This window comes from Candidatus Methylacidiphilum fumarolicum (assembly GCF_949774925.1).
Lineage (GTDB): Bacteria > Verrucomicrobiota > Verrucomicrobiia > Methylacidiphilales > Methylacidiphilaceae > Methylacidiphilum > Methylacidiphilum fumarolicum.
The window spans coordinates 2418137-2435551 of the sequence record NZ_OX458932.1 but is presented as its reverse complement, the minus strand read 5'-3'; the positions used below and the strand labels follow the sequence as shown (position 1 = coordinate 2435551).

Here is a 17415-nt window from a genome sequence, read left to right as displayed (position 1 = left end):
GAAAAACAGACTAAAAAATAAAAAGGCTAGGAGTCTTCTCATTGGGTCCATCGACCAGTTTTTGATAAAAAAGGCAAACTAGCACTTGTATAATCTGTTTTGCCCACGGCACCCACCATTGGTATGCCAAACCGTTTTTTCCATCTTTGAGAGAAAAATTCTCCAGAATGACAGCCCCAGCTTTTTATAGTCGCTTTTTTTGTAAAAATTTTCTTTTCAATTAAAGACAATTCTTTCTCATGAAGGAATTCTTGAGAAAGATTATCAAATTGCGAACTGTAATCGAACATAAAACAAGCTTTATTAGAATGTCCAAAATAATCAAAATTCCCAATCGGTTCACGTTTTCTGTCTTTCCCAAAATTCAGATAATTTACAAGTTCCTCTTTGGTATCAAACCAAAAAAGTTGCACTCCAAGAGCATCAGCTTGAGCCAAAATCTGTGATAAAATATCAAGTTTTTCTTCTTGACTCCTTCTCTGATAGCCAGGACGAAAAACAAGCCAACTAATTTCTACATTCTTAGGTTTGGATAATTGAAGTTGCTCAATGCGTGCGACAGAGGCTCGAATAAAATTTCCCCAGTATTTGTCGTGAGAATCTGCTTTACCATGCTCAAAAAAACGTAAAGCAGGTCCACCGCTGACGACAATCCATTCTTCAGGTTTGTCTTCATTGGAACCACCATAGGCATTAGGAAAAAGCAAAAAGAAAGCACAACTGCCAGCTATGAACAAAAAGCCCAATCTCACTAGATGATTTAAGCAGCTGATCATTTGCTTTTGTACCCTCTGCCCTACCATCTTAACACACAACCTTATTTTTCCTCGGATGAATCTATTAATTCTTTTGGAATTAAATGTCCAAGCTTATCTACTTTTGTTCGAAGATAATTTCTGTTATGCTCATTGGCTTTGACATGCAATGGAATTCGTTCAACAATTTCTAGTCCAAAACCTTCCAAACCGATTCGTTTGACTGGATTGTTTGTCAAAAGTCGAATTCTGTGAATTCCCAAAGAACGCAAAATCTGACAACCAATGCCATAATCTCTATTGTCGGCAGCAAATGCCAAAGCCAAATTGGCCTCTACAGTATCCATTCCGGCATCTTGAAGCCTATAAGCCTTGAGTTTATTTAAAAGTCCAATTCCCCTCCCCTCTTGCTTTAAGTAGACAATCGCCCCTTTGCCTTCTTTTTCTATCGCTGCCATCGCCATTTCTAGTTGCTGCCTGCAGTCACATCGTAAAGAATGGAAAATTTCTCCAGTCAGGCACTGTGAATGAACTCTAACCAAAACGGGTTCTTGGGGATCCCATTTTCCTTTGATTAAGGCCAAATGCTCTTCATTTGTTAGAATATTTCTATAGGCTAACAGTTGGAAGTCGCCAAATTCTGTGGGGAGATTCACGGAAATGACTTTTTCTACAAGGGATTCTGTTTGGGTACGATAGGCTATGAGGTCTTTGATCGTAATGATAGGCAAGTTATAAGTTCTAGCGATTTTTTTTAAGTCTTCTAGCCTGGCCATCGTACCATCATCCTTCATAATTTCAACAAGAACGCCAGCAGGGTTTAAACCACTAAGTCTGGCTAAATCGACTGCAGCTTCTGTATGGCCTGCGCGCATCAAGACTCCACCAGGAGAAGAACGCAGTGGAAAAATATGCCCTGGTCTTCTGAAATCTGTAGACAGAGAGTGAGGATGCGATAAAGCTCGAATCGTTTTTGCTCTGTCATCGGCCGAAATACCCGTCGTTGTTCCTTTTATATAATCGACTGATATCGTAAAAGGAGTGCCATAGAGGGCGGTATTATCTTTAGGTTGGACCATTAAAGGTAAGTTGAGTCTGTCGGCTTGCTCTTGTGTTATAGCCACACAAATAAGGCCCCGGCCGACTTTTGTCATGAAATTAACCATTTCTGCATGACAAAGCTCCGCAGCTCCAATAAAATCGCCTTCGTTTTCTCTATCTTCATCATCGACTACGATGACCAATTTGCCTTGTCTGACGTTCTCCAAAGCTTCTGGAATGGAGCTAAGGTTGTTATGATATTCCGACATCTTTTGAGAGTAGATAAAATAATTTTATAGACTACACAAAGTAAAAATATTTATTGTTTTCAACTTTTTATCTGATCTTTGAAATGTCAAATATAAATTTTCTTCCCTCTTTGTTGCCAAGATAAGAAAGAATTGGTTTTGTATCAAGGTGTCCTCTCATATTCCCTAAAGGCAATAGATTCCTTGTGAACTCTCCAAGCTCTTGACTATGGTCAAAGAAGCCCCGCATCCTTTCCAGTGTGATAGTGTGTGACAGCTCTTTTCTCTCAAGAACACTCTGTCCCTCCTCTATAAAAAGAGGAGAAGAGGATTATAATTTTTGTTTTACTATTCACTCGTAATTACTATCTTTTTACTATCATGATCAATAGAAGTGGTCTAAGGATTTTTCTTATCATTTTATGCATAATTCTTCCCTCAACCCTCCTCGGGAAAGAACTGAATCAATTTTCTCAAATAGCCATTCAGCATGGAGGAAGAAAAAAGCCTTTAACAGTTTTTGCTCGTGAAATTTTACTCTCTCTTAGTGGCAAAGACTCAATAAAAACCCTTGAAGGGGAAAAAGTAGGCAGTACCGATTTTGTTTTATCCTTGTGGTTTCATCCTGAAGGCTGGGAAAGGCAGCCTGTTATCCTTGTAGATAATCCTTTGTTAAGAAAAGATATTGGAATAGATCAAGCAAAGAAACTCTTCTCTTTTCAACAGCTTAAAGAAAATAATCTTTTCAAAGACTTTGTAGTGAAACATCTTCATAGACCTGAAGCTGAAGGGTCCTCATTGAATCCAGAAGAAAAAGAGGCGATGGCTGTATCCGGTAGATTGAAATTATTTGAGGAGTTGTATTCAGGAGAGATTTTCCATGTTATCCCCAATCCCTTGGATCCAAATAAAAAATGGGTTACTATCGAAAATGCAACTCAGTATTATCCTCAAGGACTTTCCGAATCACTCCTTGTCATCTTCGATTCCATGAAGAGAGCCTATCTTCAAGGAAATTTTAGTAAAGCCCAAGAAGAAGCGTCTTTTTTTTCTAAACAACTTAAGGATTATGCTCCTAGGGTATATCCTCCTAATGATTCTCTTCTTTTCGAACATACTTACACGGTTTTGAATCCCTGGAAATGGACGTTGATTTGCTATGGGATAGCCTCTCTTATTTTCCTTTTATCTCGAGGATGGCAGCCTGAATTAGGATATAGAATTGGCTGGGGATTTGCCGTCTTCGGTTTCCTATTTCATGTATATGGATTTATCTGCAGAATCCTCATTGCGGGTCGTCCACCCGTAAGCAATATGTATGAGTCGGTTGTATGGGTTTCTTTTGGAGTGATGTTCTTTGCTCTTGTATTTGAAACGATTTATCATTCCAGATTCTTTCTCATGGCTGCCTGTCCTTTTGCAGCAATCTGTATGATGCTCGTGGATTCTCAGCCTTTAATCTTTGATCCCACTATCCAACCCCTTGTTCCTGTTTTAAGGAATAATTTTTGGCTTACTATCCATGTGTTGACAATCACTTTAAGCTATGCAGCTTTTGCTCTTGCTCTAGGATTAAGTCATATTTATTTGTGGAATGCCTCTAAAAATTCAGCCATGGGAGGATTCCAAAAAGGGGTGTTAGCAAAATATATTTACAGGTCTCTTCAAATAGGTGTTTTTTTGTTGGCTGCAGGAACAATATTAGGAGGCGTTTGGGCCAATTATTCTTGGGGAAGATTCTGGGATTGGGATCCAAAAGAAACATGGGCCTTAATTACTCTTCTTTGTTACTTAGCCGTGCTACATGGTCGGATTGCTCATTGGTGGGGAGAGTTTGGACTGGCGGTAGGCTCTGTCCTTTGCTTCCTTAGCGTGTTGATGGCATGGTATGGAGTGAATTTTGTTCTGGGCAAGGGTTTGCATAGCTATGGGTTTGGTAGCGGAGGGCTAGGCTATGTCCTGCTCTACGTCTTTCTTGAAATCAGTTTTGTTGCTTACTGTTTGTTGAAATATCGATTGAGGAAAAAAGAACAACAAAATCCTCCTCCTTCTCCCATCCAGGTTTGAATTCTCTCTTCAATTGGTTTTTTTATTTTCACATTATAAAGTATATGTCGTTTTTAGCTGCTCTTTCCAATGTGCAATCCTTTGCCTAACAAAATTTGGGTTAGGAGCCCCGATTGTTTTTTTTCTATCCAAAGATTTTTGTGGATCAAAAAGCTCTTTCCAAACCTTAGGAAGATCCGGATGGATCCGAGATAAAACTGACTCTGGCGCCTCTGATAATAAAATCGAGTTTTTTTCGCAATAACCAATGAGTTCACCAATTTTATGATGAGCTTCCCTAAAGGGAATCTGTCTTTGCACAAGCCAATCAGTAATGTCTGTGGCAAATAGGAGCGGATCTCTCGCTCGTTCCAAACAATTAGCCCTCTTAATTTTTAGTTCTGGTATCATGGCTATAAGAATTTCAAGACTGCTTTCAATGGTATCAGCAGAATCAAATAAAGGTTCTTTATCTTCCTGTAGATCCCTGTTGTAAGTCAAAGGCAGCGATTTCAATAGGATGCATAATCTATTGAGATTAGCGATCAGCCGTGATGCTTTCCCACGGATTAGTTCAAAAATGTCCGGATTTTTTTTATTAGGCATCAGACTAGAACCAGATGCAAAGGAATCAGGTAATTCTAAAAAGCCAAATTCACTACTGGACCAAAGCACCATATCTTCAGCAAACCGCGAAAGATGGATTCCTAAGGATGCTCCTCCGTAAAGAAAATCTAGAACAAAGTCGCGATCGCTTACTCCATCCATTGAATTTTCTGATACCTTACTAAAACCCAACAACTTGGCTACATATTCTCTATCCAAAGGCAGGCTACTTCCTGCCAAGGCACCACTGCCTAAGATTAAAACATCCGCGCTTTTATAACAGGCTAAAAACTTTTCTTTATCTCTTTCGAGCATTTCAACATACGCAAGAATCTGATGAGCAATTGAAACGGGTTGAGCCCGCTGGAGATGGGTGTAGCCAGGAATAACTAGGTCTAAATGCTTTTCAGCCCATTGGATCAGTATGGCTTGAAGTCGACAGAGAAGATTGAAAATTTTTTGGACTTCTTCTTTGACCCACATACGCATGGTTGTAGCTATTTGGTCATTTCTGCTTCTTGCCGTATGTAGTTTTAAGCCAGCTTTTGTTTTTTGAGTAAGGGCGTATTCAATGTTCATATGAACATCTTCATGCTCCATCGACCATTGAAACTGTCCCTGCTCTATTTGATGGGATATTTCCGATAGTGCGCTTTGAATTTCTTCGCTTTCTTTTGAGTCGATAATTCCTATTTTTTCGAGCATTCGCGCATGAGCAATACTGCCTTGGATATCTTGATGGTATAATCGCCAATCAAAACTTATTGATTGACTAAAACGGGTAAATAAAGAGGAGGGTTTTTCATGAAAGCGTCCTCCCCAAAGGGCTTTGTCAGCATTCATAGTTTAAATACTATTGCGTTTTATTTGCTGGAGAAGCAGCTTCAATGGCTGCATAGAGCAAATCTATTTCTTTCTTAGTTAATCGACGGTATTGGCCAACATTAAGACCCTTGAGAGTTAGAGGACCTAAGGAGATTCTTTGTAGTCTGGTGACCCGATAGCCAAGTATTGATAGCATGTTTCGGATTTGCCTCTTTATCCCTTGGGTTAAGATTATTTTTAGCCTGTTTTTCTCTTTGATTTGAACGTCTTGAACTTTTGCGATTTTACCCTCCATATACATCCCCCTCAGCAATTCTTTTTTACTGTTTTCGTCGAAAGGAGAAGCAAGACTAACTAGATAAGTTTTAGGAAAATGAAATTTCGGATGCAGTATTTTATTGGTCAGAAGACCATCATTGGTTAAAAGAATAAGACCTTCACTGTCCTTATCGAGTCTGCCAACATAGAAAAATTTCTGAAAGGATGGAGGTAGTATATGGTAAATGGTCCTTTCTCCAAGGAGCCCTGTCTTACTACATATGAATCCTCTAGGCTTGTAGAAGATAAAATAATCCTTTTTTAGAGGAGACAAAATTTGACCATTGAATTCAACTTTATCCTGAGGATTTATTTTGAGGGAAAGCGATCTAACTGTTTTGTCATTTACCTTGACAAGACCAGAACGGATAAAGGCTTCACAACTTCTTCTTGATCCTAGGCCACAAGAAGCAAGATACCGGTTGATTCTAATGGGTTCTAAAACGGGAGGTTTTTCCTTCATTGGTGCGTCAAAATAAGTTCGTCGTTTTTAAAAATTACGGCTAAACTTCTACTTAAATTACATTTTTTCTTGTCCTGTTTCCCAATCATTTTCCTTATCGATTCAATGTCTTCAAAACTGATATCTGCTACTCCCCTTTTTTTAAGCCATAGCCCAATCGCTAGCCTTTGTTTTCCAATCGGTGCTTTTTCTAGATCAGAAAAGCGAAGAGATGGCCCACTGGCTATTTCTTGGGTGAGCTGCATAAGCCACTTTTTCTCTTCTCTTAATATTTCACAAAATTTCCAAAGAGACTTTTTTACTGACTTAGAAAATCTGTTTTCTAAGAATGGTATTAATTCTTTGCGAATTTTATTCCTTAAAAAGAGCGCATTGTCGTTGGTTTCATCTTCTCTCCAGCAATATTGGTTTTTTTTAGCAAAAGCTATAATGTCTGCTTTCCAGAAATCTAAAAAAGGCCTATATATGGTTAATTTTCCAAAAGAACTTATTTTATCCATTCCCCATCCTTTTGTGCCCGTGCCGCGTAGTAGTTGCATCAAAAATGTTTCTACTTGATCATCTGCATGGTGAGCTAATACTAGATCATAACAGTTCTTTCTTTGAGCTGTATCAATAAAAAATCTAAAACGCTCTTCTCTTGCTACTGCTTCAGTTTTCGGAAAACTCTTTTCAGATTTTTTTTTAATAAACTCTACGTTTAGTTCTTTCGATAATTCCTCAACGAGTTTAGAATCTAATGCCTCGTCTTTTCTCCAGCCATGTTCGAAGTGAAGGACAATGGGCTTTTTCCCAGCCTCAACCAAGCTGTGTAAGAGAACTATAGAATCGACGCCGCCAGAAATTCCACAAAGAACGATCTCTGGAATGGATTTCAAGGATTCTGCAAATGGATTGTTTTGACTATGCTTCCTTGTAAGCAGCTTTTGCATGGCTTAGTTGTTTTACTCCTTTTCTTTGCCAAGTTCTAAAAGCAGAGAAAAAGGATAAATGCCACTTTGATGTCCATCCCCCCAAAAACATTGTAAAGCATAACTACCAATCATCCGTATTTCTTTAAGTTCCATACTTTTGGGTCCGAAAGCAAGCTTTGGAGCTTTTGCCTTAGTCAAAATGGTGCTTTCCCCTTGACATAAAGCGCAAGGACAATTTTTTCTTAGTTTTTCAAGAGCAATTAAAGATTCTGAGAGGTCACTCCACTGGATGGCTAAATAATTTCCAACGATTTCAAAGCGCTGAGGAATGATCATCTATAGGTAAATATAGATAAAAAAAGGGAAATGAGAAAAGCTTTATAAGCAATTTAAAGCTGGTTTTTATCCAATACAAATAAAACTTAGCTAGGTGTTACCGGTGGGGCTCCGGTGCCATGCCTTCGTCTCTTTACTTTAAGTTGAGCCATTGACTTCAGAAGCATGGCCTGCGTAGCTGCAAGTTCCTCTTCTCCAAGTAGCTTTTGTTTTATAGCAGCCTGGGCACGAGCTATGGCTTCTTCGACTTTTTTCTCCTCAATTTCTTCTTCCCTTAATGCCATATCGACCAGAATGGATACATCTTTTGCTGTTATCTTTACAAAACCCTCACCAATTGCCAAATAAAATCTCTTACCGTCATTTTTCGTATAAGATAATTCTCCAGGTACAATTTGGGTAATCAATGGCTCATGATTTGCGTATACCCCCATCTCGCCATCGATACCAGGTAACGTCACTTGTTCTACTTCCTCTGATAATGTCACCCCTTCAGGAGTAACTAGTTGCAAAGTAAAGCTCATGGGACATCAAGATCTAATTTGATCGATTGTTCCTTTCATATAGAAATTGCCTTCAGGGACATCGTCATGCTTACCTTCTAGAATTTCTTTGAATCCTCGGATTGTTTCGCTAATAGGTACATATTGTCCTTTAATACCTGTAAAAACTTCAGCCACATGAAATGGTTGGCTTAGAAAACGTTGAATCTTTCTGGCTCTATAGACCGTCAGTTTATCTTCAGGAGAAAGCTCGTCCATTCCTAAAATAGCAATAATATCCTGTAAGTCTTTGTATCTTTGAAGAACCCGTTGGACTCCTCGAGCCACTTCGTAATGCTCTTGCCCAACTATCTCTGGTGCTAGTGCTTTTGAAGTGGAAGCTAAGGGATCTACCGCTGGGTAAATGCCTTGTTCGGCAATCGATCTTTCAAGAACAATTGTCGAATCCAAATGCGCAAAGGTATTTGCTGGAGCAGGATCTGTCAAATCATCAGCGGGAACATAAACGGCTTGAAACGAAGTAATAGATCCTTGCCGCGTTGAGGTAATTCTTTCCTGTAGAGCTCCCATCTCTGATGCCAATGTGGGTTGATAACCTACTGCACTGGGAGTTCGGCCAAGAAGGGCGGACACCTCAGAACCTGCTTGAGAAAAACGAAATATGTTATCGATGAACAACAAAACGTCCTGTTTCATCTCATCTCTAAAATATTCAGCCATAGTTAGACCAGAAAGCCCTACCCTTAATCTTGCTCCAGGTGGCTCATTCATCTGTCCATACACTAAGGCTACTTTTGATTTCGATAGATCCTCTAGATCAATCACTTTGGCTTCAGACATTTCATTATAAAGATCGTTACCCTCGCGGGTACGTTCTCCAACCCCAGAAAACACAGAAAATCCTCCATGGGCTTTAGCAATATTGTTGATGAGCTCCATTATAACCACAGTCTTGCCCACGCCAGCTCCCCCAAAAGCCCCAACCTTTCCTCCTCTGAGGAACGGACAAATCAAATCAATAACTTTAATCCCAGTTTCAAGAATAGTGGCTTTGATGTCTTGGTCCAATAAGGATGGAGCTGGTTTATGGATAGGAAGTCGCTTTTCTGCTCGCACCTCTCCTTTTTCGTCTATAGGTTCACCAAGGACATTGAAGATTCTTCCTAAAACTTGAGGTCCCACTGGCACCGATATAAAATTTCCTGTATCCTCCACCTCCATTCCTCTTTTTAAGCCATCAGTGCTTGACATCGCAATGGTTCTCACCCAACCATCCCCAAGGTGTTGTTGCACCTCTAATGTCAAGGTTGTTGGTTGCCCTTCCTTTTGATAATTGATCTTTAAAGCATTATAGATGGGTGGAACCTCTGTATCTGAAAATTCCACATCTACTACCGGACCGATAATTTGAACGACCTTTCCTTTTTTCATCGCTTCTTGTTGTTAATGATTCTATTATCCAATTGCGTATTGTGCTGTTGAAATTTCTAAAATTTCTTTTGTAATCGATTCCTGTCTAGCTTTGTTATATTCCAAAGATAAATCCTGTAATAAACTTTTAGCATTTTCTGTCGCACTTTTCATAGCAACCATTCTGGCGCTATGCTCCGAAGCCAAATTGTCAAGTATAGATTGATAGATTTCCAAATGGATATAAAAGGGCAAAATATTATCCAGAAGTTCTTCTGGAGAGGGCTCAAAGTTAAAAGGGACAAAGCTTTCTGGAGTGGACTCTTGTGCATTGTCTTTCTTCGTTAACTCTACTTGACTAATTGGGGCAATACGTCGGTAGATAGGATGTTGTACTAAAGGATTAACAAAATGGGAATAGGCAATCGATATGGCATCGATTTCTTTGTTCAGATATTTTTCTATCAGAAAATTGCCAATTCTCTTAGCTTCACGAAAGGAAAGATTATCTTTAAGCTCAAAATCCGCTAAAAGAAGGTTTTCTCCTTGATTGCCCTTCAGCAAAGCCAGATAGTTTCTTACCTTTTTGCCCATACTTACATACCGATGGTTTGGATTGTGGCGCTTCTGAATTTCCCGCAACAAATTTGTATTCAATGGACCACATAATCCTTTATCGGTTCCTATGACAAAAACAGCTTCTTTTTGTATAGGCCGTGCTTGAAGCAAAGGATGCCTTAGCTGGCCAGCCTGAGGAATAAGGCTTTGAACAATTTCTTGAAAAAGGTTCTGATAAGGCCTTCCTTCTATGGCTCTTTGTTGGGCTTTTCGCATTTTGGATGCCGCCACCATTTGCATCGCCTTGGTGATTTGTGCGGTATTTTTAATAGACCTGATTCGCCTACGTATTTCCCTAGTTGTAGCCATATAAAACCAGTCAAGTTGCTTATTCCACTAGACTTTGAAAGAAATTGTCAAGGGCTCCCCGAAGGGATTTGATTATATCATCGTCCAGGGCCTTTTTAGCCTTTATAGATTCCAAAATGTTAGGCTCTCTGCTCTCCAGATAATCCACAAGCCTTGTCTGTGTCTGCTTAATTTTATCTAAGGGAATCTTGTCAAAATATCCATTTTGAACCGCCCATAAAACAGCTACCTGTAATTCGACCGCAACGGGTGAATATTGAGACTGCTTAAAGACTTCTACGATGCGACTTCCACGATCTAACTTAGCTTTCGTTGCCGGATCTAAATCTGTTGCAAATTGAGCAAAAGCCGCAAGTTCCCTAAATTGAGCCAGTTCGAGTTTTATTTTCCCGGCTACCTGTTTAACGGCCTTTATTTGTGCCGATGAGCCAACACGAGATACTGATAGTCCGACATTAATAGCAGGCCGAATCCCTTGATAAAACAGATCAGTCTCCAAATAAATTTGTCCGTCGGTAATGGAAATTACATTTGTTGGGATGTAGGCAGAGACGTCCCCAGCCTGCGTTTCAATAATTGGCAAAGCTGTTAGACTTCCCCCTCCATTTGCTTCATTCAGTCTAGCTGATCTTTCTAGTAACCTTGAATGAAGATAAAATATATCACCCGGATAGGCTTCTCTTCCTGAGGGGCGTTTTAAAACTAGTGAAATTTGTCTATAGGCAGCCGCATGCTTTGATAAATCATCATATACAATTAAGGCATCCATTCCATTTTCCATAAACCATTCCCCAATAGCTGTCCCAGCAAATGGAGCGAGGTATTGTAAAGTCACGGGATCTGAAGCGGCAGCTACGACAACGATAGAATAGGGAAGAGCCCCATATTTTTCTAATGTATCAATAACTCTAGATATATTTGAATTTTTCTGCCCTACAGCAACATAGATACTATACAATGGCCTATAGTTTTTCTCATTTTCATAGGCTTTGTTCAGACGTGCTTGATTAATAATAGTATCAATGGCGATGGTCGTCTTTCCAGTAGAACGATCTCCAATGATAAGCTCTCTTTGGCCCCTACCAATGGGAATCATGGCATCGATAGCGATAATTCCCGTTTGTACTGGTTGATTGACACTCCTGCGCTTAATAATCCCAGGAGCTATTCTTTCCATGGGATAGGTTGTGCTTGCCAAGATTGGTCCTCTGCCATCTAGTGGTTGGCCAAGGGGATTGATCACTCTTCCTAAAAGTTCTTTTCCGACTGGAACCCGAAGTAACTGGCCGGTTGTTCTTACTTCATCTCCCTCGCGAATTGCTAGGTAGTTTCCAAGAACGACACCACCCACTTCTGTTTCTTCTAAATTCAAACAAAGTGCTCTAATAGGCTGTCCAAATTCATCCAACCGTTGGGGAAATTCTATAACTTCATTCATCCCGGCGTCACTAAGACCCTCAATTTTTACAACCCCATCGCCTATTTCCCTAACGATCCCAACATTTGTTTTCCCAATTTCAAATTTAAGTTCCGATATTTTTTCCTCTATTTCTTGGAGTAAGGGAGTATCCATATGTAAATCTCCTTTTTAAAAATAGCCCCCAGATATTATTCCACAACACTAAATTATTTATTCAATAGCGTTTCGATATTTTTCAATTTATAGGCAATTGATCCATCCCACACATCACAACCTACTTGAATTCTAATCCCACCAATTAATTCTGGACAAATCTGGTATTTTTTTTCTAAAGCCGGTCCAAAAGTTTTCTCTAACTTTTCAAAAATAGATTTACCTTGATCTGGAAGTTCAGTGGAACTTTGAACCACATAGGTTTTTTTTGCTACTTCATTAGCAAGCAATTGCTTTAACCATTCGAGAATCTCAAGATAGTGCCGAGGCTTATCCTGAGATAGTTTGTTTAGAATCTCTTTAAGTTTTTCCTCATCAATAGAACCATTGTTTTGGCAAAACCTAAAAAGGGCTTTTGCTTGTCGTTTTGCTTCTTTACTGATTTTCATTTCATTTTTTCATAACAAAGCAGTAGCCATTAATTTCGAGAAAAAATATTCTCTTCCCCTCTTTGAGGGATTTTACTGAGGACCTCATTTTTTAATCGTTCTTGATCTTCCGCTGAAAGGGTTTTACCAATAACTTTTGAACTAATGTCAATGACAAGGTTTAAAATTTCCCTTCGAATCTCTTCCTTTGCCTTTTCCCTTTCTAGTCGAGCGGTCTCTTCGGCCTTTTTAAGGATTCTCTTTGCTTCTTCAATTGCCTCTAGAATTTTTTTCTCTCCCTGATAGGTAGCAGCTTTTTGTGCTTCAGCAACAATCATGGCTGCTTGCTCATTTGCTTTACGCAAGATTTCCTTTCTTGCTTCTTCTGCTGCGGCTAATTCTTGTTTGATTTTTTCTGCATTTTGCAGACTTTCAGCTATTTTTTCTCTCCTTTGTTCCAGTATTTTTAGTACGGGTCGAAAGGCAAACCGATTCAGCACCCACATCACGATGACAAAATTAATAATCTGAGCAATGAGCTTATTCCACTCAATCCCAAGCTGATGTAAAGTATTTTCCATACAATATCCGGTTTACTTTCCAACCACGAAAAAAACCAATATGGCTAATCCTTCCGATAAGGCCATTCCAAGCAAAGCAGTAGTAAATACGAGACCAAAAGATCCCGGATTTCTACCAATGGCTCCTGCTGCACCTAATGCAGCAAGACCTACTCCCACAGCACCACCTAAAGCAGCCAACCCTATGGCTACATTTCCAGTTACCATTTGAGCTAAGAACAACATTTTTAATCTCCCTTGTGTTTAATTAATTATTTTGAAGTTTTCTTTATTGATTTTTATATCCTATGACAAGCACATGAAAACAATTATCTGCTTCATGTGTTTATCATTTTAAAGTTTTAAGACGGCTTCAATGACAACATACCCTATACTGATTCCGATTATTATCCCTGCCTTCCCTATCCTTCCTTTGACTCTCCTTCTCCAAAATGAGAGCAAAGGGTTCCTGTAAAAACAATAGAAAGCAAAGTAAAGATTAATGCCTGAATAATCGCTACCATGAATTCAAAAAAATAAAAAGGAACTGCTGGTAGCCCCCATAATATTCCAGTCATCATATGCAGTACTGTCTCTCCCCCATAGATATTCCCATAGAGCCGCATGGCTAGGGCTACAGGGCGTATGAGAATGGAGATGATTTCCATAAACCCAACGGCAGTAAAAAGAACGGCCAATGGAATGACAATCCATCCCTTAAATCCACCCTTTACACCAAATATATGATGGAACACTCCTTTAATCCCATGATGGTAACGAAATGCCCAATATGTGCTCATAATAAAGAATATTAAAGCCATAGCTGTTGTCATATTCGCATCCGAGGTCGGAGGCCTGAATATGGGAACGGAGGTATGTTTTATAGCAAATGGAAGGTGTCTAGAAGGGTCTTTTTCTCCGAAACCAATGCTGCCCACCCCTGGGATTAAATCAGTTATATTAGAAAACACTATGAATATAAAATAAGTGGCAACCAGCGGGAAGGCCCAATCGGCTACTTTTGGTTCAAGCAACCCTCTAGTTAGTTTTTCCAAACCCTCTACAGCAGCTTCTATGGCGTTTTGAAGACCGCTTGGAATGATAGATAGCCTCAAGGTACCTAGGCGAATAATTAAAAATATCACCCCCATAACTATCCAAGTTTGGATCATAGAACTAGTAACAGGCAAGAAACCTATCCAAAATAAGGTTTCTGCCGCAGGCTGCACGAGAGGCTCCATTTTGCCTTCAGACAGTGATTCAGTAGCCCAAAAAATCATTGGTTGTTTTTTTATATAAGTGCAATTTAATGTCAAGCAAAAATTTTAATAATATCCGCTATGGTGTATTTACATACCACGATTAAGAATAGCAGCAATTTTGCTTGCAGCATCTCTTGCTTCTAGATGAATGAGTCCAACATTCCCGCCGGTTTTGGTAATCACTCCAAGAACCGCTTTGCCGCCAGCTGAATAAATAAACATTTGTCCTTCTGATCCCGATACCGTGTTTTCCTTAAATTCCCCACCCCCATACGTTTCACAAATTCGTTTTCCTAAACCTAATGCTGTTGCTGCCATTGCAGAGAGTCGATTAGGATCGCCTGAGCTCAAAGAATGAGCTACAGGAAGTCCATCAGTGGTTGCAATTAATGCTGCGGTAATTTCTGGGACAGCACTCCGCAGCCCCCCTAATACGATATTTAACTCCTCTGATATCGACATTGTTTAAGGCTCCTTTTTTATATGGTTAAAATAAAATTAAAACTTTCATAATTGTCTTCTTGGCATAGATCAAGAAAAATAGATGGATTTTTTTTAATCCAATTCCATGATTTCTCAACAAGATAAAAAGGAATTTAACAATAGGTCCTTTACTTTATCCCTCTATTTCTTTTTCGATGATCTCAAACAATCTGACAAGAACATCCGTGGCGCTATTCTCATCTAAAGCATTGATCCCTACACAGAGAAAAGGATCAATTTCAAGATAGTCTGCAACCTCGGCAGGTGTCCAGACTTCAGCAAGATCTTGATGGGTCACTCCTAAAATATAGGGAATGGTTAATTCCGTTAGGAATTTGTCATGCATCTTTTTCAATAAAGGGAGTTGTTCAGGATCATGTCCGCCTACAAGCATAATGACCCCTAAGGCACCCTGCCGGAGGATATCCCATGTAAAATCGAAACGATCTTGCCCTGGAGATCCGAATAGATGAATCGAATATCTATCCAGATAGAGTGATCCATAATCCATGGCCACTGTGGTTTCTTTTTTACCTTTTGCGTTTGTACAAGGCACATCGGTTGTTAAAACTTCGGACTGGCTAATGGAACGAATAAAAGTAGTTTTTCCAGCTCCAGATGGACCCGTTACAAAAATTTTTATATTCTGATTTTTGTGGTTATTCATACATTTTTCTAAAGAAGCTTTTAAAACCATAAATCAGTCTACGGAGCAACCCTTTTTTAATATCTTGTTGATCAGATCGATAAATTTGGATTGCAGTAGTCGAAGATTCGGAAGGGAGAGGGGGTGGTTTGGATCCTGTCGCAGGGGAATCAGAACCAAGATGTAGATTAGTATGATGGGGTTCAATGCTGTTTAAATCAGCTTGATCGGAAATGGGTAAATAAAAAGTCCTTTTTTTGCTTGCTGTCTTGATCATGTTCAAAAGTCGTAACGTATAGAGATGAAATAAGATGTCTTCGAGTTCGAAGGGAAGATATTTGGCTAATTCCTTTGCACTAGAGCCCTTGGAAAAAAAAGGTTCCGCTTCTATCCAAAAGGAAAAAAATTCACTGCCTATCCAACTTGGGTCATTCCCTGTAGAAAGAAAAACAGTTTCTGGATCTGGAAAAAAAATAGGCAGATTCTTTTGATACATTGCCCGAAGAGAATGCAAAGAGGCGATGATAAGCTGCACGGCTGGCAGTGAAAAAGAAACATTATCTTCTTGTAGTTCAATTTCCTTAAAAATAAAAAAACTCTCTTCTTTTTGTGATAATTCCAGAAGCATCGATTTGAGTTCAAAGGTATCCTCAATTGGCATATCTTGTTTTTTGGCACCTAAAAACAATCGTCTTGAAAAGCGAAAGCTATAGAGAGTATTTTCTGGGGATTTTATTTCTAAAACACCGCTTTTTTCCCCGATCATTCTAACAATTTGAGGAAGCGGAATCGATTTTATTTTCCCAAAAAGCATATTTTAGTTGTCAACTTAGCTTGTATTTGAATAAAGTTTAACAAAAAGAAACAAAGAAAAAAATTTATTCTCTTCTTTTTTGCCTGTATCTTTTTGGCTGTAGTTATTTCAAAGCCTTTCCCAAGGATATAGTAATTTTCTTATAATTAATAAAATTAGAAAAAATATTAATAATTACCATATTTTCCTTAGACTGCTAAACGGCTTTTCTATTTTGCCTTTCACACTATAAATGAATAAATTAGTCCTTTTAATAATTAATTAATAAGAAAATGGAAAACAAAAATTTTCCAAGTTATTCTATTCCTGATTTTCTTCTAAGAGAAGTTATTAAACGTTCTTTAGAAGAAGATATTGGAAATGGGGATTTAACTTCCTCTCTCTTTATACCTAGAAATGAAAAAGCAAAGGCGCATATCATTGTCCGAGAAGAGGCAGTGTTAAGTGGTCTTGAAGTGGCTTGTCAGGTATTTTCTTATATCGATCCTTCTCTTCGTTGCGTTTCTCTTTTTATGGATGGTCAAAAAGTAGAGAAAAACACTCCCATTATTGAAATTAGTGGGAATGCTCAAACACTTTTGATGGGAGAAAGAGTGGCTCTAAATTTTTTGTCTCATCTTTGCGGCATCGCCACATTGACTTATCGTTTTGTTGAGGTGCTTCGAGAATCAAAGACAAAAATTCTTGATACAAGAAAAACTCTTCCTGGCCTTCGGTTCTTACAGAAATACGCTGTCTTGTGTGGAGGAGGAGCTAATCATAGATATTCTCTTAGTGATCACATTCTTATTAAGGATAACCATTTAAGCCTTATAAGAAGAAAGATGGGAGAAAGCTGGCTTGAATGGTTGCAAGAAAAGATCACTATCATCCGGCAACACAAGCCATTAGTCAGAATAGAAATCGAAACTAAAACTTTAGAAGAGCTTTCCTGTATTTGTACTTTATCCCCAGACATAATAATGCTTGACAATATGGAGCTTAATCAGATTTCAGAAGGGATGAAAATTATAAATCATAAGGCTTTAGTTGAAGTATCTGGAAGAGTCAATTTAGAAAAGTTACAAGCAGTGGCTCGATTAGGAGTTGATTTTGTCTCCCTTGGGCTGCTTACACATAGTGCTCAAGCTGTAGATGTCTCCATGGATATTCTTTGATCAAATAGCTGAAATCACGAGAGATTCTATCTGAAAGCAGTTGATTTTTGCCTTTTTAACAGCCATCTTAGAAAAACCATTGATTTTGTTCGAATGTCAC

At 38.9% G+C, this 17415-nt stretch carries 19 protein-coding genes; 2 read left to right on the top strand and 17 right to left on the bottom strand.

Annotated elements, in window-relative coordinates; genetic code table 11:
- Positions 1 to 38: 38 nt before the first annotated feature.
- Together QOL44_RS11000 and QOL44_RS10995 are read right to left on the bottom strand one after the other, a co-directional pair.
- Positions 39 to 776 carry a hypothetical protein gene (locus QOL44_RS11000; protein WP_194281593.1) on the bottom strand — a complete coding sequence of 246 codons (738 nt, stop codon included), beginning with the start codon at positions 774 to 776 and terminating at the stop codon, positions 39 to 41.
- Positions 777 to 817: 41 nt separating this feature from the next.
- Positions 818 to 2065: a bifunctional 3,4-dihydroxy-2-butanone-4-phosphate synthase/GTP cyclohydrolase II gene (locus QOL44_RS10995; protein WP_009061856.1), complete on the bottom strand. Its 1248-nt coding sequence runs from the start codon at positions 2063 to 2065 to the stop codon at positions 818 to 820.
- 360 nt (positions 2066 to 2425) lie between these two features.
- On the opposite strand from QOL44_RS10995, the gene QOL44_RS10990 reads away from it, so the two are divergent.
- Positions 2426 to 4111 carry a cytochrome c biogenesis protein gene (locus QOL44_RS10990; protein ID WP_009061852.1) on the top strand — a complete coding sequence of 562 codons (1686 nt, stop codon included), beginning with the start codon at positions 2426 to 2428 and terminating at the stop codon, positions 4109 to 4111.
- 33 nt (positions 4112 to 4144) lie between these two features.
- Here QOL44_RS10990 and argH read toward each other — a convergent pair whose 3' ends face one another.
- The 15 genes from argH to QOL44_RS10915 form a co-directional block, all read right to left on the bottom strand.
- On the bottom strand, positions 4145 to 5539 hold the full coding sequence (gene argH / locus QOL44_RS10985; protein ID WP_009061841.1) for an argininosuccinate lyase: 1395 nt from the start codon (positions 5537 to 5539) through the stop codon (positions 4145 to 4147).
- A 10-nt stretch (positions 5540 to 5549) separates the two neighbouring features.
- Entirely contained in the window at positions 5550 to 6302 is a 753-nt protein-coding gene (locus tag QOL44_RS10980) for a pseudouridine synthase (protein WP_009061840.1), read from the bottom strand.
- Positions 6299 to 7234 carry a tRNA lysidine(34) synthetase TilS gene (gene tilS / locus QOL44_RS10975; protein ID WP_009061838.1) on the bottom strand — a complete coding sequence of 312 codons (936 nt, stop codon included), beginning with the start codon at positions 7232 to 7234 and terminating at the stop codon, positions 6299 to 6301. Before tilS ends, QOL44_RS10980 begins: the two co-directional genes overlap by 4 nt.
- Positions 7235 to 7246: 12 nt before the next feature.
- Complete coding sequence (locus QOL44_RS10970; protein WP_009061835.1) at positions 7247 to 7552, bottom strand: gamma-butyrobetaine hydroxylase-like domain-containing protein; 306 nt, start codon at positions 7550 to 7552, stop codon at positions 7247 to 7249.
- Between the two features lie 86 nt (positions 7553 to 7638).
- Positions 7639 to 8076 (bottom strand): ATP synthase F1 subunit epsilon, encoded by a 438-nt coding sequence (gene atpC, locus QOL44_RS10965; protein ID WP_009061834.1) that lies wholly within the window; start codon positions 8074 to 8076, stop codon positions 7639 to 7641.
- Positions 8077 to 8082: 6 nt separating this feature from the next.
- Positions 8083 to 9486, bottom strand: a complete 1404-nt coding sequence (atpD, locus tag QOL44_RS10960; RefSeq protein WP_009061833.1) for a F0F1 ATP synthase subunit beta — start codon at positions 9484 to 9486, stop codon at positions 8083 to 8085.
- 24 nt (positions 9487 to 9510) lie between these two features.
- Positions 9511 to 10392, bottom strand: coding sequence for an ATP synthase F1 subunit gamma (gene atpG / locus QOL44_RS10955; protein WP_009061832.1), 882 nt, complete (start codon positions 10390 to 10392; stop codon positions 9511 to 9513).
- A gap of 19 nt (positions 10393 to 10411) precedes the next feature.
- The gene (atpA, locus tag QOL44_RS10950; protein ID WP_009061829.1) at positions 10412 to 11965 is read right to left on the bottom strand and encodes a F0F1 ATP synthase subunit alpha; all 1554 of its coding nucleotides are present in this window, start codon (positions 11963 to 11965) and stop codon (positions 10412 to 10414) included.
- Positions 11966 to 12018: 53 nt separating this feature from the next.
- Positions 12019 to 12414, bottom strand: coding sequence for a F0F1 ATP synthase subunit delta (locus tag QOL44_RS10945; protein ID WP_009061824.1), 396 nt, complete (start codon positions 12412 to 12414; stop codon positions 12019 to 12021).
- 29 nt (positions 12415 to 12443) lie between these two features.
- Complete coding sequence (gene atpF / locus QOL44_RS10940) at positions 12444 to 12974, bottom strand: F0F1 ATP synthase subunit B (protein WP_009061822.1); 531 nt, start codon at positions 12972 to 12974, stop codon at positions 12444 to 12446.
- Between the two features lie 12 nt (positions 12975 to 12986).
- Entirely contained in the window at positions 12987 to 13199 is a 213-nt protein-coding gene (locus QOL44_RS10935; protein WP_009061820.1) for an ATPase, read from the bottom strand.
- 176 nt (positions 13200 to 13375) lie between these two features.
- Positions 13376 to 14233, bottom strand: a complete 858-nt coding sequence (gene atpB / locus QOL44_RS10930) for a F0F1 ATP synthase subunit A (RefSeq protein ID WP_009061818.1) — start codon at positions 14231 to 14233, stop codon at positions 13376 to 13378.
- 69 nt (positions 14234 to 14302) lie between these two features.
- Positions 14303 to 14677, bottom strand: coding sequence for a roadblock/LC7 domain-containing protein (locus QOL44_RS10925; protein WP_009061816.1), 375 nt, complete (start codon positions 14675 to 14677; stop codon positions 14303 to 14305).
- Positions 14678 to 14831: 154 nt separating this feature from the next.
- On the bottom strand, positions 14832 to 15365 hold the full coding sequence (locus QOL44_RS10920; RefSeq protein WP_134372481.1) for a GTP-binding protein: 534 nt from the start codon (positions 15363 to 15365) through the stop codon (positions 14832 to 14834).
- Positions 15358 to 16158 (bottom strand): hypothetical protein, encoded by an 801-nt coding sequence (locus QOL44_RS10915; RefSeq protein ID WP_009061813.1) that lies wholly within the window; start codon positions 16156 to 16158, stop codon positions 15358 to 15360. The genes QOL44_RS10920 and QOL44_RS10915 overlap by 8 nt, the downstream gene beginning before the upstream one ends.
- A 272-nt stretch (positions 16159 to 16430) precedes the next feature.
- Between QOL44_RS10915 and nadC the strand changes: the two genes are divergently transcribed.
- A complete protein-coding gene (gene nadC, locus QOL44_RS10910) occupies positions 16431 to 17315 on the top strand; it encodes a carboxylating nicotinate-nucleotide diphosphorylase (protein WP_009061812.1) in 885 nt (294 codons plus the stop codon).
- Positions 17316 to 17415: the final 100 nt, after the last annotated feature.